The organism is Myxococcus sp. AM011 (assembly GCF_013372595.1).
Lineage (GTDB): Bacteria > Myxococcota > Myxococcia > Myxococcales > Myxococcaceae > Myxococcus > Myxococcus eversor.
The window spans coordinates 1-21,889 of sequence record NZ_JABXEM010000203.1; the positions used below are offsets into that span (position 1 = coordinate 1).

The window sequence follows — 21,889 nt, forward strand, 5'->3', positions numbered from 1 at the left end:
GTGGGAATCGGGGTGGGGGTGGGCTCCGGCGTCGGCGTGGTATCCGGAGTCGGCGTCGGAGTGGGCGTGGGGGTCGGCTCCGGCGCGGGCTCGGGGACGGGCTCGGGAGCCGGCGCGGGCGGCATCACGTCCTCGAGCGCGGTGCTCATGGTGAAGCCATCGTGGTACACGCTCGCCTCGGGCTTGATGGTGTCCTCGCGGTACAGGCCGAGCTTCAGGTAGTTCATCTCGCTGCCGAACTGCGTGGCGCCCATCGTCTTCGGCAGCGCCACCTTCCCGTTGTGCCAGAGCTGGACGAAGCCGACCTTCGTGTTGGACGACCATTTCACCTGGAGCACGAAGTCGTGCCATTCGCCTCGGGAGAGGGGACCTTCCCAGGAGATGGGGGCCTCGGAGCCGCCCACGCGCAGGAACATCCGGTCTCCCTTCACGAAGAACTCCAGCGGCGGCGAGCCACAGCAGCCCTCCTGGTGCCACTGCGCGAACACCTGCCACCCGTCCGACAGCGGGTAGTTCTGCGGGAACAGCGTGCTCCACTTGTAGAAGTACGTGGAGCCCGTCTTCTCCTCACTGATGTAGAGCAGCTCGTTGCGGTTGCCGCTCGCGCCGATGGGGTCATCGCCCTGGCGCACGGTGGCCTTCAGGGCATAGCGGCCTTCGCGCACCATGTCCGTCACCACCTGGAGGCGGCTGTTGGAGACGCTCTGCGAGCGCGTCCACTGCGAAATGTTTCCGGTCTCGAAGTCGCCCTTCCACACCACTTCAGCGGAAGCGAGTGAGGGAACCACAAACACCAGGGCGGCGAGTCGAAGGAATGCGGTCAAACGAGGTCCTTTCATTCCGGGTTGGCGCATGGGGACACCCGGCCGGGCGTGCTACTTCCCGCTCGTGACTGGCTGCCAACCCCCAGGACGTCGTGCCCTCGGTCGCTTGCTCGCAGTGGCTCGAAGCGACACGGCGCCTTCGTCCTCGTTCGCCGCTTGTCTCATGACGCAATGATTCTCGGGGGATGGAGCGCCGCGTCGTGGGTGGGTGCCCGAGCCACCTCTCGTCGCGCGCGGCTCGCCTGCTGCCCGGCCTGGGGACGCGCCGTCGTCCCGCACGTCTGCCGTTGCACGGGAAATCCAGACCTGCGTCCTCCGCGCGCGCGAGGATTTGGAGACATGTCCGTTCGTACGAGGCGGACGTGGACTCCCGAACGTCCTCCTCGGAGGAGCGGGGTGTCTCATTTCCGTCGAAAGTCGGCGACAGCAGGAGGGTTGGTGTAGAACCCGACGCGTGGGCGGCTGCTTGGGGGAGTTGCCCGAGGGGGCAGCATGTTGAAGTCGACGTACGACAAGGCACTGGTCCTGGCGTTGGCCGCGCCCGTGCTCGTTGTCACCTTCCTGCTCGCGCGCACACCGTCCGGGGGGAACGGGGTGGAGACGCGGTTCTGGGCCGAGCGCCGGGCATCCGCGCGCATCGAGGCCCGACTCACCTATCCGGAGGCCGACCGCTATCGCCCGCGCGTCTCCGCCGGTGGCTGTCTCATTCCGCCCGAGCCCATTCCGTTGAAGGAGCTGGCCCGGCTGGAGGAGGACGGCGACTGGGCGGGCATCGCGGCCGCGTACGGCTTGCAGAGCGAGTGGAACCAGGCCGGCTCCTTCCTGGAGCGGATGACCGCGTCACCGGACCGCGACAGCGACCTGGCCGCCGTGCACCTCGCGCGGGGAGCGCACGAGAAGGCGCTGCGCCTGTTGGACGGTGTGCTGGCGTCGAAGCCCGCGCACCCGCAGGCCTTGTGGAACCGCGCGCTGGTGCTCCGCGACATGGGCCTCACCATGAAGGCGGCGGAGACCTTCGAGAAGGTGGCCGCGCTCGGTGAGCAGGGGTGGAGCCGCGAGGCGAAGGCGCACGCGCTGACGCTGCGCGAGGAGACGCAGGAGCGGGCCCGCAAGTGGCGTGGCGCGCGCGACGCGACGCTGGCGCTGATGGACGACGCGCAAGCGCCGCTGCCTCTCCAGGAGGCGCGTCAGAGCCCGGGCGTCGTGCGGCAGCACTTCTACGACGTGGTCCGCGCGGCGCCGTCCAAGGAGCGCGTGCTGGCGTTGATTCCGCTGGCGCGGGAGCTGGACCGCATCCAGGGAGGCTCCTCGCTCGGGGACTACGTGACGCGCGTCGCCTCTCGCGACTTCGCCCGCCGGGGCGAGCTTTCGAAGGGCTACGCGGAGCTGGTGCGCAAGCGCGTCAGCGCGCCGGAGTCGCTGGTGGAGTCGGTGCGCGCCTCCGGGGAGGACGACCTCTTCGTGGGGCTGGCGCTGCACAACAAGGCCGCGCTGCGCTACCTGCCGGACCTGGTGTCTCGCGCCCAGCGCGAGCAGGACTCCTGGTTCAACCTCTTCCTGGAGCGGGAGCTCGCGCGCAAGGAGACGGCGGACGGCGAGTGGTGGAAGGCCGAGCAGCGCCTGTTCAACGCGCTCCAGCGCTGCCGCGAGGGCGCCTTCTCCACGCGCTGCGTGGAGCTGGAGATCCGCCTGGGCATCCTCTACGCGGACCTGCGGCGGCTGACGGAGGCCGAGCAGCACACGCGCACCGCCTGGTCCTGGGCGCGCCAGCTCCAGGAGTGGGACCTGGAGCTGACGGCGCTGGAGAACCTCAACCACATCGCGAGAGACCGCGGCGATTTCTCCAGCGCGATTGCCTACGTGGAGGAATGGTCCGCTCGTGGCGGGCGCGATCGCATCGACACCTGCTACTGGTCCCACATCAATCAGGCCCACACGTACTACCTGGCGCTGCGCCCGGAGGCCGCGCGGGGCGCGCTGGACGCCGCCGCCGCGTGCCCCCAGGCGCCGTTGGACCTGATGTTCGGCGCGACGTTCGCGGAGCTGGCGCGCGCGCATCCAGACCCGAAGGACGCGGAGCGGCTGCACCACGTGCTCGACGTCGCGCGGGTCAGCAATCCCATCCCCGGCGACGCGGTATATGCGCGCTACATCGAGGGCCGCTTCGCGCTGGACCGGGAGCACGCGCGGGGCGTGGAGTTGCTCACGCGCGCCATCGAGGACGCGCGGAAGCTGCCGTCCACCGACGTGCTGGCGCGCGAGTCGTGGACGCTGAGCTACTCCTCGCTCGTCACCGATGCGGGGCGCACCGGCGACTACGCGCGGGTGCTGGAGTTGATGGCCGCGCAGTTGGAGACGCAGGTCCCCGCGAAGTGCGCGCTGGCCGCCGCCGTGCACAGCGAGCGCTCCGTGGCCGTCGCGCGTGGACCGAACGGCGAGCTGGTGGGTGACTACCAGGGAGACCGCAAGGCGCCCTTCGCCGAGAGTCTCAGCGCGCAGCTCGTCCCCGAGCGGGTGCGGCAGGCGCTGCGAGGCTGCCCCCAGGTGGACGTGCTGGCCTGGGCGCCCGTCTTCGGGCGCACGGACCTGCTTCCCTCGGAGCAGCCGTGGAGCTTCCGCATGGGACGCACGCTCCCGCCCGCCGGAGGGGCGCCCACATCCCGCCGACTGGTGGTCTCCAGCGTGGAGGCGCCCGCGCTGCTGCAACTGCCCCGGCTGCCCAACTGGACGCCGCCGACCGAGCCGGAGCCCACGGCGCTGGAGCTCTTGTCGGGCTCGGACGCCACGCCCTCGCGCGTGCTCTCCCGCATGTCGGACGCGACGGAAATCGAGATTCACGCGCACGGCATCAGCGACCCCGTCCTCTCCGACGCCGCGCTGGTGGTGTTGTCGCCCGAGGGCAACGGCCGCTACGCGCTGACGGCGGACATCGTCCGGAAGCAGAGGCTGGCGGCCGCGCCCCTCGTCTTCCTCGCGGCGTGCAGCGCGGGCCGGCTGGCCTCCACCACCACGCACGAGCCCTTCAGCCTGCCCGCGGCCTTCATCGAGGCGGGCGCGCGCGCGGTGCTCGCCTCCACCGTGGACATCCCCGACGCGGCCGGCCGCTTCTTCGACGGCGTGCGCCAGCGCATCCGCCAGGGCACCGCGCCCGCGGTGGCCCTGCGCGACGAGCGACAGAAGTGGCTCGCGCGCGATGCCCGCAACGGCTGGACGCACCACGTGCTGCTGGTGGAGACGTCCGACTGAGCCTGGGCCTCTTTCAGAGGGGCGTGGGCAGGTACGTGTTCCCCTGGGGCACGAGGAAGTGGTGGAACGTGACGGACGCGCTCACGTCGAGCGCGTGTACCCAGTGCCACCAGCCCACGGGGATGAACACCAGCTCCCCGGGCTCCAGCACGGCCTCCACCACGTGCGCCTCCGAGTACAGCGGGTAGCGCTCGCCGTCCGGATGAGCCGCGTCCACGTGGCTGAACGTCCCGTAGCGCGGGTACATCAGGTGCCGCTGGAAGGAGGGGATGAGCTTGATGTGCTTGCGCCCCATCACCTGCGCCAGCAGCACGTTCATGTTGTCGTGGTGCAGCGGGGTGACGGTGCCCGCCGGGCCCAACAACAGCGTCATCATGTCCGGCCGCAGTTGCGCGTCGATGATGCCCTGGGGCGCGCGCACGTCGTCGCGCAGTGGCTTGAGGCCGTCGCGCTGCCAGTTCTCGTTGCGCGGCACCATGTAGTAGTCGTTCGTCGCGCCGCCCGTCGCCACGCGGTGCACGTAGTCGGAAAAGCGCATCGTCTCGCGGTGCTTCTCCGGCTCGGGCGCGTGGTCCGGGTTCGACTCCCGCCGCGTCATCACCTCCACCTCCGCGTCCCCCGCGCGCTCCGCCAGGTACGGCAGCGTCCAGCGCTCCAGCGCGGGCCAGTCCTTCATCAACCCCGTCAGCACCACCGGCCGGTGCCCGAAGTAGTAGCGCGTGAAGAACTCGTCGGCGCTCAACCCCTCCCGCCGCTCCAGCCCCGCATGCCCGCCCGACTGCCGGTGCAGCGTGCTGTAGACATCCATCACGGACTCCAGCCAACCGTAGCGCCGCCCCAACCGCTGACACGCCTGGAAGAACGGGTGCGCCTCCACGCGCGCCACCTCTTCCCTCGCCACGTCTTCACCCACGCCCACGCCCATCAATGCGCGACACGCCTCCTCCCGCGTCACCCCCAGCGCGAGGTTCTCCACCAGCCAGACCTGCCATTCCAAAGCCAACCGGGACGCATCCGCGCTCATTGAGAAATCCTTGGATTTCATGACTCAAGCCACCCCCCGCCCTCTCACGGAAACGCAGCGGAGCATGTTAAGGACGGCGACAGCTTCAAAGTTTCATCCACCAGCAACTTGTACGTGCTGCCTGTATCCCAGCACGAGGAGCGAGCGCATGACGCCCGGTTCCAAGCAGTCCCCGAGTGTCCAAGTCGTCGAGTCGAGTGCCGCGGACGCCCACGTGAAGAACAACTACGTGGACTGCGCCACCGAGGTGGGGGTTCAGCGCCAGCGCAAGCCTCTGCCGATGCCGTCCACCCCCGCCCTGGCCTCCGCTCCGGAGCCCCGCTAGGCCGCTTCCCTCACCAGCGGCGGGGCCCGCACCCCACCCCTGGAGATCCATGCCCGGACGGGAATGACCCCCCTCCGGGCATTTGCTTGTCTGTGTCCTTGCACTTTTTTCTCAAGGAACGGGCGCCTTCGCGTCTTTGACTGGGAAACCTGCCGCGCGAGCATGTAGGACAACATGGCAAATCTCTTCAACCGGGAGCGGAGGCGCTACGAGGCGTTCATCCGACAGCACCGGCCCAGCCTGCTGGGTCTGGCGCGCCGGTTGTCCGCCCGTTCGAGCCTGGAGGCGGAGGACCTGGTCCAGGAGACCTTCGAGCGGGCGATGAACGAATTCGAGGCGTTGAAGGACCGGACGGACGCGGCGGCGGCGGCGTGGTTGTGCACGACGATGACCAACCGCTTCCTGGATTTTTGCCGCAGGCAGCGTACGGAGTCGCGGGGGATGCCACACCTTGCCCTGGTGCAGGAGGGGGTGGCGCAGGGGGAGGCCCAGGAGAACTGGGAGCTGGTCAGCACCGAGGAGTTCCAGAAAGCGGTGGAGCGGCTGAAGCCGCACCTGCGCGACGCCTACCGGCTGCACGCCGAGGGCAAGCGCTACAACGCCATCGCCGAGCATTTCAACGTTCCCGTGGGCACGGTGGGCAGTTGGCTCACCCTGGCGCGCAGGGACCTGAAGGACTTGCTGCTGCCACAGGTAGCGGTGGCCCGGGAGCGGGGGGCAACGAGCTCATGACGACGCCATGCACCAACAACCGACTGCACCTCTTCGTGGACGGAGAGCTGTCCGCCACGGAGGCGGAGGCCTTTCGCCAGCACCTGACGCGGTGCGCGGAGTGTGAGTCGGGACTGAGGGACTTGCTGCAACTGGAGCTGCTGGCCGCGAGGGCGCTGGGGGGCGCGGCGCCCGTGGCCGAGTCGCCGGACGTGGTGGAGCCGGTGACCGCGAAGGTGGTGCCGCTGCGGGCCAGGCTCCAGAAGGTCTACCGCACGGCGCTGCCGCTGGCGATGGCGGCGGGCCTGGCGACGGTGTTCATCCGCTTTCAGGCCCCGGTGGAGATTCCGGGCGAGGTATGGCTTTCGAGCGCGGACTCCCGCACCTTCGAGGCGCGGTTGAGTCACCCGAAGGCGGACCGCTTCCTCCCCTACAGCCCGATGCGCGGTACCAGCCAGGCGACGGAGATGTTGCCGCTGCGTCCGCTGGCGGAGCTGGAGGAGCGGCACGACTTCAGGGGAATCGCCGCGGCGTATGCGCTGCGCGGTGACTGGCAGCAGGCGGAGGCGTTCCTCGGCCGGGAGCCGGAGTCCGCGGACAAGGCGAACGACCAGGCCGTCGTCGCGCTGAGCCGGCAGCGGTACGAGGAGGCCCTGGGCCTCTTGACGAGCGCGCTGCGGCAGAATCCGAATCACGCGCAGGCGCTGTGGAACCGCGCGCTGGTGTTGCGCGAGCGGGACTTGCTGGACCGCGCGGCTGCGTCGTTCGACACGGTGGCTTCGCTGGGTGAAGAGGGCTGGAGCGCGGAGGCCCGCCGGATGGCCGCGGAGCTGCGCACGCAACTGGCGGAGGAGCGCGTGCGGTGGCGGCGGCAAGTCACGGATGCGTGGCTGACGCTGACGGGGGACGCGCCCTGGGACGTGAAGCAGCTCGCGCAGCGGCCGGTGGTGGCTCGCGCGGCGCTGTACGAGGCGGTCCGCACCGTGACTTCGAAGGAGGACGTGGAGGCGCTGTTGCCGCTGGCGAAGGAGTTGGACACGCTGGGTGGGGGCTCGGTGCTGCAGGAGTATGTGCGGCAGGTGGCGACGAAGGACTTCGCCGCGAGGGCGCCGCTGGCGCAGGGATATGCGGGGCTCCTGAGGGAGCGCGAGACGAAGAAGGACGCCACGGCGCTCCTGGAGTCGCTGCGTCGCTCGGGGGAGCGGGACATCTACTTCGGGGCGCTGGTGCACACGGGGAGCGCGGTGGTGGATGCCACGGCGCTGAGCGCGTTGCGCGGCTTCGCCGAGGGCACGCCGGACCCGTGGCTGCACCTGCTGGCCGAGCGCGAGGGCATCCGCCGCGAGCTGGCCGCCGGCCACACGGCGCTGGCTGAGAAGCAGTTGATGGACGCGATGCTGACGTGCAACGGGCTGGGCAACATCGTCCCGTGCATGGAGCTGAACTGAGCAGTCGCTTCTTCGGAGCCTGAAGCCGTCAGGGGGTCGGTCCATCAGGGCCGGCCCCTTCGCATTTTGGAGGGAGTCGTCACTCCGGGCCTGGGGCACCGCGCGGTGCTGGCGTGGAGGTCACTCCTGGAGGGATGCCCGCCGCGCGCCGCCCATCTGGCTGCCGCGCTGTTGTCCACCGTGCGAACGCGGGCTCGTGTCGCGCACGGGCGCATCCTGCGTGGCAGGCTCGCCCGCATGCCAGAGTTCGCGCCCCGCAACATGAGCGACTACGCGGCCACCCACCGGGACTTCCGATGGGAGCGGCCCGAGCACTTCAACTTCGCCACCGACGTGGTGGACCGGCACGCCGCCGAGCGCCCGGAGTCGCTGGCGCTCCTGTGGTCCGACGAGTCCGGCCGCGAGCAGCGCTTCACGTGGCAGGGCGTGCGGCAGCGCTCCATTCATGCCGCGCAGTTCCTCACGGGCCTGGGGCTGAAGAAGGGCGACCGCGTCTTCATCATCATGCCCCGCGTCCCCGAGTGGTGGTTCATGGTGCTGGGCTGCATCCGCGCGGGCATCGTCTTCATGCCCGGCACGCCCATGCTCACCGTCAAGGACATCCGCTACCGGCTGGTGGCGGCGGACGCCAACGCGGTCATCGCGGACATGAGCTGCCTGGACCGCTTCGAGGGACTCGCGGGCACGGGCCGCGTGGAGACCTGGGTCGCGGTGGGCAAGGGCGCGCCCGCGCCGTGGGTCTCCTACGAGGCGGGCACGCTGGGCACCGGCGCGCATGGCCAGGTCTTCTCGCCCACGCGGGCAGAGGACCCGCTGCTCATCTACTTCACGTCCGGCACCACCGGGATGCCGAAGATGGTGCTGCACACGCACGCCAGCTACGGCCTGGGCCACGTGATTACCGGGCGCTACTGGCTGGATTTGACGCCGGAGGACCGGCACCTGACGTTGAGCGACACGGGCTGGGCCAAGTGCGCCTGGGGCAAGCTCTTCGGGCCGTGGAGCCAGGGCGCGTGCAACGTCGTCTACGACTTCCGGGGCCGCTTCGACGCGGCGAAGATTCTCGAGGTGCTGGAGTCCCAGCGCGTCACCACCTTCTGCGCGCCGCCCACCGCGTGGCGCGCGCTGGTGCTTCAGGACCTCCAGGCCGTGGACCTGACGGAGCTGCGCCACACGGTGAGCGCGGGCGAGCCGCTGAATCCAGAGGTCATCGACTCGTGGAAGGCGGCCACGGGGCTGCACATCCGCGAGGGCTACGGCCAGACGGAGACGGTGGTGGTGGTGGGCATGTTCCCCTCGGTGGCGCCGCGCGTGGGTTCCATGGGCAAGCCGTCCCCGGGCTTCACCGTGGGCGTCATCGACGACACGGGCCAGGAGGTGAAGGACGGCCAGGAGGGCGACATCGCGGTGCGGGTGGCGCCGGAGCGGCCGGTGGGGCTGTTCCAGGAGTACCTGGGCGATGACGCGGCCAACGCGGCCTGCCGCCGGGGCGACTGGTACGTCACCGGGGACAGGGCGGTGCGGGACGCGGAGGGCTACTTCTGGTTCGTGGGCCGCGCGGACGACGTCATCAAGACGTCCGGCTACCGCGTGGGGCCGTTCGAGGTGGAGTCCGCGCTGCTGGAGCACTCGGCGGTGGCGGAGTCGGCGGTGATTGGCGTGCCGGACGACAAGATTGGCCAGCGCGTGAGGGCCTACGTGGTGCTGGCCCCGGGCTTCACTCCGTCACAGGCGCTGGCGAAGGAGCTCCAGGAGCACGTGAAGCGCACCACGGCGCCGTACAAGTACCCGCGCGAGGTGGAGTTCGTCACCGAGCTGCCCAAGACGGTGAGCGGCAAGATTCGCCGCGCGGAGCTGCGCGCCACGCCGCCGAAGCCGGGGTGAGGACGTCACCCCGGCTCCAGGCTTCAACGCCTGGCTAGCTGCTCCAGTCCGAGTGCACGAAGCCGGCGTCGGGCTTGTCCCGGCGCTGGTACGTGTGCGCGCCGAAGTCGTCACGCTGGGCCTGGGTGAGGTTCTGCGGCAGCTCCGCGCTGCGGTAGCTGTCCATGTACGCCAGCGACGAGCTGAACACGGGGATGGGGATGCCCAGCTTCGTCGCCGTGCCCACCAGCTTGCGCCACGACGGCGCCATCTTCTCCAGCACCGGCGCGAAGGCGTCCGACACGAGGAGGTTGGGCAGCTCCGGCTGGCGCGTGAAGGCCTCGCGCAGCGGGGTGAGCAGCTTCGCGCGGATGATGCAGCCGCCCCGCCAGATGCGCGCCATCTCCGCCAGGGAGACGTTCCACTTGTACTCCTCGGACGCCGTCTGGATGAGGCGCATGCCCTGCGCGTACGTCACCACGCGCGCCGCGTAGAGCGCGTCATGGGCCCACGCGCCCAGTTGCGCCTTCTCCTCGGCGGACAGCGCCTCCGAGGGGCCCTTGAGCTTCTGGCTCGCCGCCACGCGCTGGTCCTTCATCGAGGACAGGTTGCGCGCATCCAGCGCGGAGGCGATGGAGGGAATCGGCACGCCCAAATCCAGCGCCACCTGCACCGTCCACTTGCCCGTGCCCTTCTGCCCGGCCTTGTCCAGCACCAGGTCCACCAGCGGCCTGCCCGTCTCCGCGTCCTTCTTGCGCAGCACCTTGATGCTGGTCTCCAGGAGGAAGGACTCGGCGATGCCCTTGTTCCATTGCGAGAAGAGGTCCGCCACGCCCTCCGCCGACAGGCCCAGGCCCCGGCGCAGCACGTCGTACGTCTCCGCGAGCAGTTGCATGTCCGCGTACTCGATGCCGTTGTGCACCATCTTCACGAAGTGGCCCGCGCCATCCGGCCCCACGTGGGTGACACACAGGCCCTCGTCCGTGCGCGCGGCGATGGACTCCAGCACCGGCTTCACCAGCGCATACGCCTCCGTCGGGCCGCCGGGCATGATGGACGGGCCGTGCCGCGCGCCCTCCTCGCCGCCGGACACGCCGACGCCGAGGAAGTGGAAGCCCTTCGTCTTGCAGAGCTCCTCGCGCCGCCGCGTGTCCTGGAACCAGGAGTTGCCCGCGTCCATGATGACGTCGCCCGGCGACAGGAGCGGGAACAGCCGCTCCATCATCTGGTCCACCGGCGCGCCCGCCGTAATCATCAGCAGGATGCGCCGGGGGCGCTCCAGCCGCGACACGAACTCCTCCAGGGACGCGGTGCCCTTTATCTCCGGATGCCCGTACTTCTTGTGCATCTCGTCGATGCGCTCCGGATGCCGGTCCCAGGCGGTCACCCGGAAGCCGTGGTCCGCGATGTTCAGGGCCAGGGCCGCGCCCATGACGCCCATTCCCGCCACGCCGAACTGCGCGCCCGTCTGGGCGCTCGCTGCCGCACTCATGATTCCTCCGAAGATGGCCCGCTCACCGTCCCGCGGCGGCGGAGTCCAACATCCACTGCGCATTCGTCACCCGGGCCGCCGGGAGCGCCAGGTCTCCCGCGAGCGCCCGGTGCACCGTCTCCCGCTTGCCCGCGCCCGCCACCAGCATCAGCACCGCGCTCGCTGACAGGAGCGTCGGCATCGTGAGCGTCATCCGCCAGGGCGGCGGCTTGGGGCCCACCACGGACAGCACGCGCCGGCTCTTCTCCTCCAGCGCCGGGTGGCCGGGGAAGAGGCTGGCCGTATGCCCGTCCTCTCCCATCCCCAGCAACACCACGTTCAGCATCGGCGGCAGGCGCGCCTCGTACTCGCGCGCTGCGACTTCGCGGTCCCCGCGCTCGCCCTCCATCCGGAACACCTGGGACGGCGACAGCCGCAGCGGCGCAATCAGCGTCTCCTCCACCATGCGGTAGTTGCTGTCCGCGTCATCCGGCGGAACGAAGCGCTCGTCCACGAAGTACAGGTCCACCCGCTCCCACGGCAGCACCAGGCGCGACAGCTCCCGGTACGCGGGCCCCGGCGTGCCTCCGCCCGACACGGCCAGGCTCACCCGCCGGTTCATCGCCAGCGACATCTGGAGCGAGCGCGCCATCCACTCGGCGGCGGCGCGGGCCAGGTTCTCCGGCGGGAGGACGCGGGGAGGCAGCGAGTTCATAGCTGCGTCCACCGTCGCCCGTCGCGGGCGAGCAGCGCGGAGGCGGCCTGGGGGCCGGTGCTGCCGACCGCGTAGGAGTGCACCGTGCCGCCCTCGCCGGACTCCAGGGCCTGGAGGATGGGCGTCACATAGGCCCACGCCTGCTCCACGCTGTCCTGCCGCGCGAAGAGGGTGGCGTTGCCGCGCATGCAGTCCAGGAGCAGCCGCTCGTACGCCTCCGGCACCGGCTTCTGGAAGCTCTCCTCGTAGTTGAAGTCCATGGTGACGCCCGCGATGTTGACGTCCTCGCCGGGCACCTTGGACTCGAAGGAGAGGGCGATGCCCTCCTGGGGTTGGATGCGCACCGTGAGCACGTTGGGCTGCAGCCGCTGGCAGGTGGCGCCCTCGCCGGAGAACAGGCCGACGGGCACCGACTTGAAGTGGATGGACACCTCCGTCATCCGCTTCTTCAGGCCCTTGCCCGCGCGCAGGTAGAAGGGCACGCCCTCCCAGCGCCACGAGTCCACGCTGAGCTTCATGGCCACGTACGTGGGCGTGCGCGAGTCGGGCTTCACGCCCTTCTCCTTGAGGTAGCCCTCGTACTGGCCGGCCACCACGGAGCGCGCCACCTCCTTGCCCTCCACGGGGCGCAGCGCGCGGAACACCTTGTTCTTCTCGTCGCGGATGTCCTCCGCGCCGAAGGACACCGGCGGTTCCATGGCGCACAGCGCGAGCACCTGGAGCAGGTGGTTCTGCACCATGTCCCGGATGACGCCCGTCTCGTCGTAGAAGCCGCCGCGGCCCTCCACGCCAATGGACTCCGCCGCCGTGATTTCCACGTGGTCGATGTGGTTGCGGTTCCACAGCGGCTCGAAGATGGCGTTGGCGAAGCGGAAGACCAGGATGTTCTGGACGGTCTCCTTGCCCAGGTAGTGGTCGATGCGGAAGATCTGCTTCTCGTCCAGCACCGCCGCCAGCTCGCGGTTCAGCGCGCGCGCGCTCTCCAAGTCATGGCCGAAGGGCTTCTCGATGACCAGCCGCTGCCAGGGCTTCTGGAGGGGGTGCTCCTCGCGCTTGACCAGTCCGGCGCCGGCCAGGCTGTGCAGAATCTGGGGGAAGGTGGAGGCGGGCGTGGCCAGGTAGTAGAGCTGGTTGCCCTCGGTGCCCTGTCGCTGGGCGACCTGCTCCAGCCGCTCGCGCAGGCGCTTGAAGGCGGCCGGGTCGTCATAGCCGCCGGAGATTCCCTCCAGGCGCGGGGCGAACTTCTGCCACGTCGCCTCGTCGAGCGGCTGGGTGCGCGCGAACTTCTTCAGCCCCTCCTTCACGTGGTCGCGGAAGGCTTCGTCGTCGAGCTGCGAGCGACTGAAGGCGACGACGGAGAAGTGGTCCGGCAGGAGGTTGGCGCGCGCCAGCTCGAAGAGCGCCGGGAACAGCTTGCGCTGCGCCAGGTCTCCCGTCGCGCCGAAGAGCACCACCGTGCACGGGTCCGGGCGCGTGGCGCGCAGCAGCGGGTCTCCCTCTCGGGGGTGCGTCTCGATGTGCAGGCCCTGCGCGTCCATTCCGTTGCCTCCTCGGAGTGACTTCGTGGGGGGGCACCTTACGCCGCTCCAGTCGCCTCGCGGCAAGCCAGAGTGCGTGCAGTGATGTGCGCGTGACGTCTGGAGCGTCCGAAAGCGCGCCCCGGGGGCCTGCTCTAACGGCGGGCCTCGGAGGTCGCACGGGTCATCGGCCTTCCATCCGTGGTGGCCTGGGAGGCTTGCTTCGATGCCTCGAAGGAGGCGATTCGGGGTATCCTGTTGCCCTGAGACGCCCGCCCTCCGGGCAGGCGTCTCGCGCGTGCCCGGGCGGTGGTGGCTGTATCGCCCCCTCCCGGCACGCTATGTCCGGTGTCCGATGATGACCTATCGCCTCGAGCCTTCCGGCCCTCCTCGATGAAGTACCTCGTCACCGTCTGGTTCTGGGTCGTCTTCCTGCTCACCGCGCCCGTGCTCTTCACGCTGGGCGCGCTGCTGCTGCTGGTCACCTGTCCCTTCGACCGGGACCGCCGGATGTTGCACTGGCTGGTGTGTGGCTGGTGCCATTGGCTGTGGCTGCACCTGTCCCCGGGCTGGCGCACGCGCTTCGAGGGCAAGGAGCACCTGCCCAAAGGCCCGTGCGTCATCGTGGTCAACCACCAGTCCGCCATGGACATCCTCGCCGTCATGGGGCTGAACCACCCGTACAAGTTCGTGGCGAAGGCGTCGCTGTTCAACCTGCCGCTGGTGGGCTGGATGATGACGCTGCTGGCCTACGTGCCCATCGTCCGGGGCTCGTCCAGCGCCCTGCACCAACTGCTGGACCCGTGCCGCAAGTGGCTGCGCCGGGGCATGCCTGTCCTCATCTTCCCGGAGGGCACCTATGCCACCGGTGGCCAGCGGCTGCCCTTCAAGCGCGGCGCCTTCCAGCTCGCGCTGGAGGAGCATGTGCCGGTGGTGCCCATCGTCGTGGAGGGCACGACGCAACTGCTCGACGGAGACGGCCCGTGGATGAACGCGCGGGCGTCCATGCGCGTGCGCGTGCTTCCTGCCCTGCCACCGGAGTCGCTGGGACAGGACGCGGGAGAGCTGGCGGAGCGGGTGCGCACGCTGTACGAGCGCACCCTCGCCGTGGGCCGCTGAGTCACGCGCATGGGCTGGCTGCTCTGGACCTTGGAGACGTGGCTGGCGGTGGTCGCCGCCTGGGCGCTGTCCGCCGCGCTTTTGCGTGAGCGCTCCACGCTGGAGCGCTGGATGGCCGCGCTCCTCTTCGGTGCCGCGAGCATCCTCACCTGTGTCCAGGGACTGGGCCTGCTGGGGCAGTTGGGCCGCGTGCAGCTCGCTGTCGCGGGGCTCGTGCTCCACGGCGCCATGCTCGCGGTGGCTGTGTCGCGCGTTGGCGTCGCGCAACTGCTCGCCCGGCTGCGCGCGGACGTAGGCGCTCCCGTGCGGCTCCTGCGAGACATCCATCGGCGCCAGGAGCTGGCCGCCTGGGCGCTGTTGCCCGCAGCGTGCGCGCTCATGCTCTCCAGTGTCATCGCCTGGTCCTTCCCCAACTGGGCCTGGGACGTCGTCTGGTACCACGTCCCCAAGACGAACTACGCGGTGCAGACGGGCAGCATCGCCTGGGTGGACACCTCCGTCTGGTACGTCAACGGCTACCCCGAGCTCACCGAGCTGCTCTCCGTCTGGAACGTGCTGCTGCCCCGGCACACGCGCCTGGATGACCTGTCGCAGGTTCCCTTCGGCCTGTTGGGAGCGCTCGCGGTGGCCGCGCTCTGTCGCCGTGCGAGCGCGAGCCCCGCGCTGGCCGCGTCGCTGGGCGCGATGTGGCTCGCCCTGCCGGCGGTGTTCCTCCAGCTCCACACCTCGCACGCGGACGTGGTGGCGGGCGCGCTGTTCATCACCGCCTTCTATTTCCTCACCGAGAAGGACTGGAGCCCCGTCGCGCGCACGCTGACGCTGCTGGCGCTGGGCCTGTACGCGGGCACCAAGGTGACGGGCCTGTTCCACCTCGCGCTGCTGTCGCCGCTGCTGCTCGTGCGCGGGGGGCTCGTGCTGTGGCGCGCGAAGGGCGCGCGGTGGCGGACGCTGGGGCAGGCGGGGCTCGCGGTGTCGCTGCTGCTCTGGCTGGGCGCGCCCACGTACGTGGAGAACGCGGCGCGCACCGGCAATCCGTTCTGGCCCGCGCGGATGCGGGTGCTGGGCCGGGAGCTCGTGGGCACCATCGGCGCGGATGAAATCGCCGGGCCGCCCGCCTTCTTCGGCGCGCCCGGAGCGTTCGAGCGCATGGTGGACAACTGGAGCGCGAGAGAGGGGATGTACTGGCCCGACGTGCGCGAGCGCGCTTTTGGCTGGCTCTTTCCGTATCTGCTCCTGCCCGCGCTGCTGTGGGTGAGCGCCTCCGCCCTCTTCAGTCGCGAGCGCTGGTTCAGGTTGTCGCTGTCGCTGCTCGCGGGCCTGGCGGTGCTGGTGCCCGCCGCGTGGTGGGGGCGCTTCACGCTGGCGCTTCCCGCCGCGGGGCTGGTCGCATTCGCCGTGCTGCACCGGCAGGTGGGCACGCGCTATCTCCAGGCGCCGCTGTCCGCCCTCGCGGCGTTCCTCTGCGTGGCGTCCTTCGCGAAGGCCTCGGTGGGCTATCGCGTGCTGCCGACGGTGGGCCCGCGCGCCTCGCCGGACGTGCGGGACGAAGACAGGATTCGTCTGCAGATTGGCTGGCTGTGGCCGCTGGACGCGATGCGCCTGCGCGAGCAGGAGCTGCGCCCCGGTGACGTGGTCGCCTACGACAGCGCGACGTCCTTCCTGGGCGAGTACTGGACGGAGGACCTGCGCAACCGCGTCGAGTACGTCAACCACGAGGGCGATGACGGCATGTACCTCGACAAGCTCCGCGCCCTCCGGCCGCGCTGGGTGAGCGTGCGTCGGGGGAGCCCCGCGGAGCGCCTGCTGCGCGCGCGGGGGCAGGCCTTCGAGCATCTCTTCGATTGCCCCCTCAGCTCCGCCGTCATGTACCGCGTCACTCGCGCCGACTGGTAGGTGGCGCGACGCCACCGGGGGGCGAAGGCCACGGCCTCGCTGGAAGAAACTAGTGAGGGTGCGAGCTCGCGCGGCGCGGCCAACTGAAGGACGGGGCGCCCGTGCTCCGTGCTGTATCTTCCGGGCCATGCGCCAACTCTTGACTCTGCTGCTGTTGCTGGCCGCGCCCGCCTGGGCCGCTGTACCGACGGGCTTCACCGAGACGCTCTTTCAGTCGAATGACCTGAACCAGGCCACGAGCATGGCGTGGGCCCCCGATGGTTCCGGGCGCTTGTTCATCACCATCAAGTCGGGGGCCATCCGGGTGGTCTCGACGGCGAACGGCCTGCCGCAGACGACGACGCCGGGCGGCACCACGCTGGTGACGAGCCTGTTCGCGACAGAGCCGGCCGTCCACACCAACAGCGAGTGCGGCGTCATCGGCATCGCGTTCGACCCGAACTACATCGTCAACCGCTACGTCTACGTCTTCGTCACCGTCTCCGCCACGCAGCAGCAGATTGTCCGCTACACGGACTCCAACGGCACGGGCACGGCGCGCACGGTGATTGTCTCCGGGCTGCCCACGCGCGGAGAGAACCACGATGGCGGCGGTATCGGCTTCGGGCCGGACGGCAAGCTGTACTTCTCCATTGGTGACCTGGGGAACGGCACCGGCGTGGATGCGGACCTCACGTCGATGGCGGCGAAGGTGAACCGGGCCAACCGCAACGGCACGCCCGCCAACGACAACCCGTTCAACGACGGCGTGGGGCCGAACAACGAGTACGTCTGGGCGCGCGGCTTCCGCAACCCGTTCACCCTGACCTTCCAGCCGAGCACCGGCCTGCTCTGGGTCAACGTGGTGGGCACCGGCTACGAGCAGACCTTCGTCGTGAACCGGCGCAACCACGCCGGCTACAACGACTACGAGAACAACCAGCCGGCCGGAAACGACTACATCACCCCCGTCATCAAGTACCGCACCAACAACCTGGACACGCGCACCCTCACCGGGACGGGAGCCGTGCGCGCGGGCGGCGTCGCCACCTTCACCACCACGGGCACCCACGGCTTCCGCAAGGGCGAGAAGCTCACCATCGAAGGTGTCGCGGACGCGTCCTTCAACGGAGACTTCTATGTCGCCAGCACCCCCAGCGCGACGACCTTCACCCTGACGCAGACGGGCCTGCCCGATGTCAGCAGTGGCGGTGGCACCGCGAAGACGCAGGAGCTGGGGGGCTGCATGAACGGTGGCGTCTTCTACGACTCCACGCTCTTCCCGGCCGAGTACCGCGGCAACTACTTCTTCGGCGACTACAACTCCGCCAACTTCATGCGCGTCACGCTGGCGGAGGACAACACCGTGGCGAAGGTGGACCTGTGGGGGACGAGCTTCAGCTCGTATGTCGACGCGACGGTGGGACCGGACGGGGCGCTGTACACCATCGGCGTCTCCAACGGACGCCTGCGCCGCATCGTGCCCACCGCCCCCGGACAGCGCCTGGTGGTGTCCGGGCTCTATCCTCGCGTCGTGGAGGGGGGCCGGGCCACCTTCACCGTGCGGCTGGCGGAGGCTCCCTCGGCTCCGGTCGTCGTGGACGCCTTCCGGGCGGCGGGCGGCAGCACCGACCTGCGCCTGTCCGGTGTCTCCACGTTCACCTTCACGCCGCAGGACTGGAGCGTTCCCCGCGTCGTGACGATTGAGGCGCTGGAGGATGCGGACGCGGTCGTGGACACGGCCACCTTCACCGTGGCGTCGAGCGGGCTGACCTCCGAGTCGGTGCTCGCGACCACCATCGAGGACAACTCCGCGCAGCTCGTGCTCTCGTCGAGCAACGTGCGCGTCACCGAGGGTGAGACGGCGACGTTCGACGTGTCACTCAACCGCGCGCCGGCGAGCAACGTGACAGTCACGGTGGCGCGTACCGCGGGCGACACGGACCTCTCCGTGCAGTCCGGTGCCTCGCTCACCTTCACTCCGGCCAACTGGAACACGCCGCAGACCGTCACGCTGAGCGCCGCCTCGGACGCGGACAACGCGGACGGTGTCGCCACCTTCACCGTGTCCGCGACGGGCCTGGATTCGCGCGCTGTCACGGTGACCGAGGCGGACCAGCAGGACCTGGCGCCCGTCATCACCTCCACGGCCCTGACCACCGCGGTGGTGGGCAACCCGTACCGCTACGACGTGGAAGCGCAGGGCCGGCCGGCGCCCACGTACTCGCTCACCACCTCGCCGCCGGGCATGTCCATCGACGCGGCCACGGGCCTCATCTCCTGGACGCCCACCACGGCCATGACGGTGGAAGTGGTGGTGCGCGTGGTCAACACCGTGTCCCCGGCCGCGACGCAGACCTTCTCCATCACCGTGAAGGCGGACGAGGCACCGGTCGCGGTCCTCACGCGGCCCACGGCGGAGGAGCGCGTGTCGGGTGCGTCCGCGGAGTTCTACGGCGACTGCATCGACGACTCCGGCTGCACGCGCGCGGAGTTCTTCGTCGACGGAGAGCAGCGCTACGTCGACGAGCGCACGGACAACCACTTCCACTTCGGCGGCGAGCACAACCGCTGGGACACGACGGACCTGGCACCCGGTGGCCATCTGGTGAAGTTCGCGGTGGTGGACACCGCGGGGAACCGGAACGAGGTCGAGGTGAAGGTGTGCGTCGGTGATGGCGACTGCACGCTGGTGCCGCAGGGGCCTCCGGATGCGGGCTCGGAGCCGGACGCAGGCTCGGAGCCAGACGCGGGTGCACAGCCCGACGCGGGTGCGCGGCCCGACGCCGGTCCCATCCTCCAGTCGCCTGGGGAGGATGACGGCTGCGGCTGCGGCGCGGCGCCGGTGGGCCCGCTCGCGTGGGTGGCCCTGGCCGCGCTGGCGATGTCGCGCCGCCGTCGTCGTCAGGACTGACGGACGCGTGCCTTGAGCACCGGTGCTCGCCCGGCCGCCTGAATCAGGGTGTCGGCCAGGGCGAGCGCCGGAGCGATGTGGGTCTCCAGCGTCTCGGTGGACTGGGGGACGCCCCGGTGCTCCGCCTCCAGCAGTCCGGCGACGATGGAGAAGCGCTGATAGTGACGATGGGCGCGCAGCAGGTGTTCGCCCACCTGGGGCTTGGTGAGCAGGGCGTGCGACTCCGGCGACAGGCCCTTCAAGTCGAGCGCGGAGTCCAGCGCCACGTCACCCAGCTCCTCGTCGCGCGCGCCGAACAGCTTCAGGAACTTGTTGCCCAGTCCCTCGGTCTCTAGATGGAGCTCCTGGGGCACCAGGTCGCTCACGTCCAGGCGCAGCACCATCACATGGTACGTGCCCTGGCCTCGGCCGCGGACCTCGGTGAGCAGGGAGAGCTGCCGGTCCTGGTGGAGCCCCTGCACCTCCATGAAGTCCTTGGAGCTGGTGAAGCTCCAGCCTCGCCGCGTCGCGAAGACGAGCCACGCCTTGCGCTGCCGACGCTTGTCCCTGGCGGCGAGGGCGAGGACGAGCACGGCGAAGAGCGCCGTGCCCAGGAGCGCGAGCACGGGGAAGAGGGCGGATTCCATGGAGGCAAGCATCTCCCCGAGGGGGCGGGCGCGGCCAGTCACCTTCTGGGGTTCACCGGGCCCTCAGGACGCGTGGGGCAGGGTGGGGGTGCAAAGCCGCGAAATTCCAGGTGCTTGCCCATATGTCAGAGGGAGCGTGTAAGGGAGCAGGCGCCCGGCGCTTGGAGCAGGCGGCTTCCCCGGAGGAGGCTGCCGGGCGGCCTGAGTGCCGTGGGGTGAGGGAGGGTGAACGCGGGATGCGCTTGCTGCACACGTCGGACTGGCACCTGGGACACACGCTGTACGACGTCTCGCGGGAGGCGGAGCACGGCGCGTTCCTGGAGTGGCTGCTGGACACGCTGGAGGCCCAGGCGGTGGACGCGCTGCTGGTGGCCGGCGACATCTTCGACACCTCCAACCCCAGCGCGGAGGCCCAGGCGGCCTGGTACCAGTTCGTCGCGAAGGCCCGGCGGCGGTTGCCCCGGCTGGACGTGGTCGTCATCGGTGGCAATCACGACTCGGCCGCGCGGCTGGATGCGCCAGACCCGCTGTTCGCGGCGCTGGGCGTGAAGGTGGTGGGCGGGCTGCCGCGTGAGCGGGGCGCGCTGAACCTGGAGCGACTGCTGATGCCGGTGCACGACGCGAAGGGGCGCGTGGGGGCGTGGGTGGCGGCGGTGCCCTACCTGCGGCCGTCGGACCTGCCGCCGGTGGCGGAGGACGCGGGGGACCGGTTGGTGGAGGGCGTGCGCGCGGTGTACTCGGAGGTGCTGCAGGCCGCGAGGCACCGTCGTCAGGCGGGGCAGGCGCTGGTGGCCATGGGCCATTGCTACATGACGGGCTCGGAGCTGTCGGTGCTCAGCGAGCGGAAGATTCTTGGCGGCAACCAGCATGCGCTGCCCGTGGAGTTGTTCTCGGACGACGTCGCGTACGCGGCGCTCGGGCACCTGCACAAGGCGCAGCGCGTGGGTGGGCGCGAGGGCGTGCGCTACAGCGGCTCGCCCCTGCCGTTGTCGTTGTCGGAGGCGGGGTATCGGCACCAGGTGTTGCTGGTGGACTTGAAGGGGGACGTGCTGGAGGGCGTGCAGTCGCTTCCGGTGCCGCGTCGCGCGGAGATGGTGCGGGTGCCGGCGCGGGACGCCGCGACGCTGGAGGAGGTGCTGGCGTTGCTGGAGGCGCTGCCGGCGCTGGAGGCGGACGCGGAGGAGTGGCGGCGGCCGTATCTGGAGGTCTGCGTGTCGCTGCCCCGTCCGGAGCCGTCGCTGCGGCAGAAGGTGGAGAAGGCATTGGAGGGACGCGCGGCGCGACTGGTGAAGCTGACGCCCGCGTACACGGGCACGGGAGGCGCGCTGGCGGAGGTGAGCCCGGGGTTGTCGCTGCGAGAGCGCACGCCCGAGGACGTCTTCCGGGCGCGGTATGCGCGGGACTATGAGGAGCCGCCCTCCGAGGTGTTGCTGGAGGCGTTCCACACGCTGTTGACGCAGGTTCAGGAGGACGCGTCATGAAGGTCCTCTGCATTCGTGGCAACAACCTGACGAGCTTCGCGGGGAACTTCGCGCTGGAGCTGGACAGGCCGCCGCTCGACAGGCTGGGGCTGTTCGCGATTACGGGCGCGACGGGCGCGGGCAAGAGCACGCTGTTGGATGCGCTGTGTCTGGCGCTGTTCGACCGGACGCCGAGGCTGGGTGGGCGCGGGGGTGTGCCGGTAGGGCGCGCGGACGAGGAGGAGGAGGCGCGGCTGTCCGCGTACGACGTGCGCGGGATGCTGCGGCGAGGCGCGGGCGAGGGCTTCGCGGAGGTGGACTTCCAGGGGAAGGATGGGAAGCGCTACCGGGCGCGCTGGTCCGTGTGGCGGGCGCGCAGTCGCGCGGAGGGGCGCTTCCGGCCGCAGGAGATGACGCTCACGGAGGTGGCCACGGGACAGCAGTTTGGCCGCACCAAGGGCGAGGTGCTCTCGGCCATCCAGGAGCGGCTGGGGCTGTCGTTCGACCAGTTCCGGCGCTCGGCGTTGCTGGCGCAGGGCGAGTTCGCGGCCTTCCTGAAGGCGGATGCGAACGAGCGCGCGGAGCTGCTGGAGCGGATGACGGGCACGGAGGTGTACAGCCGGCTGTCCATGGCCGCCCACGAGAAGAACAAGGGTGAGCAGGAGGAGCTGACGCGCCGCGAGCAGGGGCTGGCGGCGATTTCGCTGATGGAGGCGGGGGAGCGCGGCGCGGCGGAGGGGCGGCTCGTCGAGGA

General features: G+C 70.2%; 16 protein-coding genes. 10 read left to right on the plus strand and 6 right to left on the minus strand.

The features are described from left to right. Nucleotides 1-824: polysaccharide lyase (locus HUW62_RS33385; protein WP_176436716.1), on the minus strand; the 824-nt coding region annotated here is incomplete at its 3' end. Nucleotides 825-1,316: 492 nt separating this feature from the next. Between HUW62_RS33385 and HUW62_RS33390 the strand changes: the two genes are divergently transcribed. Further along, nucleotides 1,317-4,070, plus strand: coding sequence for a CHAT domain-containing protein (locus HUW62_RS33390; protein ID WP_176436717.1), 2,754 nt, complete (start codon nt 1,317-1,319; stop codon nt 4,068-4,070). Between the two features lie 13 nt (nt 4,071-4,083). On the opposite strand, the gene HUW62_RS33395 is transcribed toward HUW62_RS33390, so the two are convergent. Next, nucleotides 4,084-5,094 carry a cupin-like domain-containing protein gene (locus tag HUW62_RS33395; protein WP_163869532.1) on the minus strand — a complete coding sequence of 337 codons (1,011 nt, stop codon included), beginning with the start codon at nt 5,092-5,094 and terminating at the stop codon, nt 4,084-4,086. A 148-nt stretch (nt 5,095-5,242) separates the two neighbouring features. Between HUW62_RS33395 and HUW62_RS33400 the strand changes: the two genes are divergently transcribed. The 4 genes from HUW62_RS33400 to HUW62_RS33415 all read left to right on the plus strand — a co-directional run bounded on the left by HUW62_RS33400 (nt 5,243) and on the right by HUW62_RS33415 (nt 9,462). Further along, nucleotides 5,243-5,419 (plus strand): hypothetical protein, encoded by a 177-nt coding sequence (locus tag HUW62_RS33400; protein WP_163869481.1) that lies wholly within the window; start codon nt 5,243-5,245, stop codon nt 5,417-5,419. Between the two features lie 174 nt (nt 5,420-5,593). Further along, nucleotides 5,594-6,151, plus strand: coding sequence for an RNA polymerase sigma factor (locus HUW62_RS33405; RefSeq protein WP_163869480.1), 558 nt, complete (start codon nt 5,594-5,596; stop codon nt 6,149-6,151). After that, nucleotides 6,148-7,578, plus strand: a complete 1,431-nt coding sequence (locus tag HUW62_RS33410) for a zf-HC2 domain-containing protein (RefSeq protein WP_163869479.1) — start codon at nt 6,148-6,150, stop codon at nt 7,576-7,578. The genes HUW62_RS33405 and HUW62_RS33410 overlap by 4 nt, the downstream gene beginning before the upstream one ends. A gap of 237 nt (nt 7,579-7,815) precedes the next feature. Then, nucleotides 7,816-9,462 carry an acyl-CoA synthetase gene (locus HUW62_RS33415; RefSeq protein WP_176436718.1) on the plus strand — a complete coding sequence of 549 codons (1,647 nt, stop codon included), beginning with the start codon at nt 7,816-7,818 and terminating at the stop codon, nt 9,460-9,462. A gap of 34 nt (nt 9,463-9,496) precedes the next feature. Here HUW62_RS33415 and gndA read toward each other — a convergent pair whose 3' ends face one another. The 3 genes from gndA to zwf are packed head-to-tail and all read right to left on the minus strand — an operon-like array spanning nt 9,497 to nt 13,165. Then, on the minus strand, nt 9,497-10,933 hold the full coding sequence (gene gndA, locus HUW62_RS33420; protein ID WP_176436719.1) for an NADP-dependent phosphogluconate dehydrogenase: 1,437 nt from the start codon (nt 10,931-10,933) through the stop codon (nt 9,497-9,499). Between the two features lie 22 nt (nt 10,934-10,955). After that, the gene (gene pgl / locus HUW62_RS33425; RefSeq protein ID WP_163869476.1) at nt 10,956-11,627 is read right to left on the minus strand and encodes a 6-phosphogluconolactonase; all 672 of its coding nucleotides are present in this window, start codon (nt 11,625-11,627) and stop codon (nt 10,956-10,958) included. After that, nucleotides 11,624-13,165, minus strand: coding sequence for a glucose-6-phosphate dehydrogenase (zwf, locus tag HUW62_RS33430; protein WP_176436720.1), 1,542 nt, complete (start codon nt 13,163-13,165; stop codon nt 11,624-11,626). The genes pgl and zwf overlap by 4 nt, the downstream gene beginning before the upstream one ends. 372 nt (nt 13,166-13,537) lie before the next feature. Here zwf and HUW62_RS33435 point away from each other — a divergent pair, with 372 nt between their 5' ends. The 3 genes from HUW62_RS33435 (at nt 13,538) to HUW62_RS33445 (ending at nt 19,049) form a co-directional block, all read left to right on the plus strand. Further along, nucleotides 13,538-14,263 (plus strand): 1-acyl-sn-glycerol-3-phosphate acyltransferase, encoded by a 726-nt coding sequence (locus HUW62_RS33435; protein ID WP_163869474.1) that lies wholly within the window; start codon nt 13,538-13,540, stop codon nt 14,261-14,263. A gap of 9 nt (nt 14,264-14,272) precedes the next feature. Beyond that, the gene (locus HUW62_RS33440; protein ID WP_163869473.1) at nt 14,273-16,156 is read left to right on the plus strand and encodes a hypothetical protein; all 1,884 of its coding nucleotides are present in this window, start codon (nt 14,273-14,275) and stop codon (nt 16,154-16,156) included. A 127-nt stretch (nt 16,157-16,283) separates the two neighbouring features. Next, nucleotides 16,284-19,049 carry a PQQ-dependent sugar dehydrogenase gene (locus tag HUW62_RS33445; protein WP_163869472.1) on the plus strand — a complete coding sequence of 922 codons (2,766 nt, stop codon included), beginning with the start codon at nt 16,284-16,286 and terminating at the stop codon, nt 19,047-19,049. On the opposite strand, the gene HUW62_RS33450 is transcribed toward HUW62_RS33445, so the two are convergent. Further along, nucleotides 19,040-19,675, minus strand: a complete 636-nt coding sequence (locus HUW62_RS33450; protein WP_163869471.1) for a hypothetical protein — start codon at nt 19,673-19,675, stop codon at nt 19,040-19,042. The two genes, HUW62_RS33445 and HUW62_RS33450, sit on opposite strands and share 10 nt — an antisense overlap. Nucleotides 19,676-19,911: 236 nt before the next feature. On the opposite strand from HUW62_RS33450, the gene HUW62_RS33455 reads away from it, so the two are divergent. Next, complete coding sequence (locus tag HUW62_RS33455; RefSeq protein ID WP_176436721.1) at nt 19,912-21,156, plus strand: exonuclease SbcCD subunit D C-terminal domain-containing protein; 1,245 nt, start codon at nt 19,912-19,914, stop codon at nt 21,154-21,156. Further along, a partial coding sequence (locus HUW62_RS33460) for an AAA family ATPase (protein WP_176436722.1) occupies nt 21,153-21,889 on the plus strand: 737 nt, incomplete at its 3' end. The genes HUW62_RS33455 and HUW62_RS33460, both read left to right, overlap by 4 nt.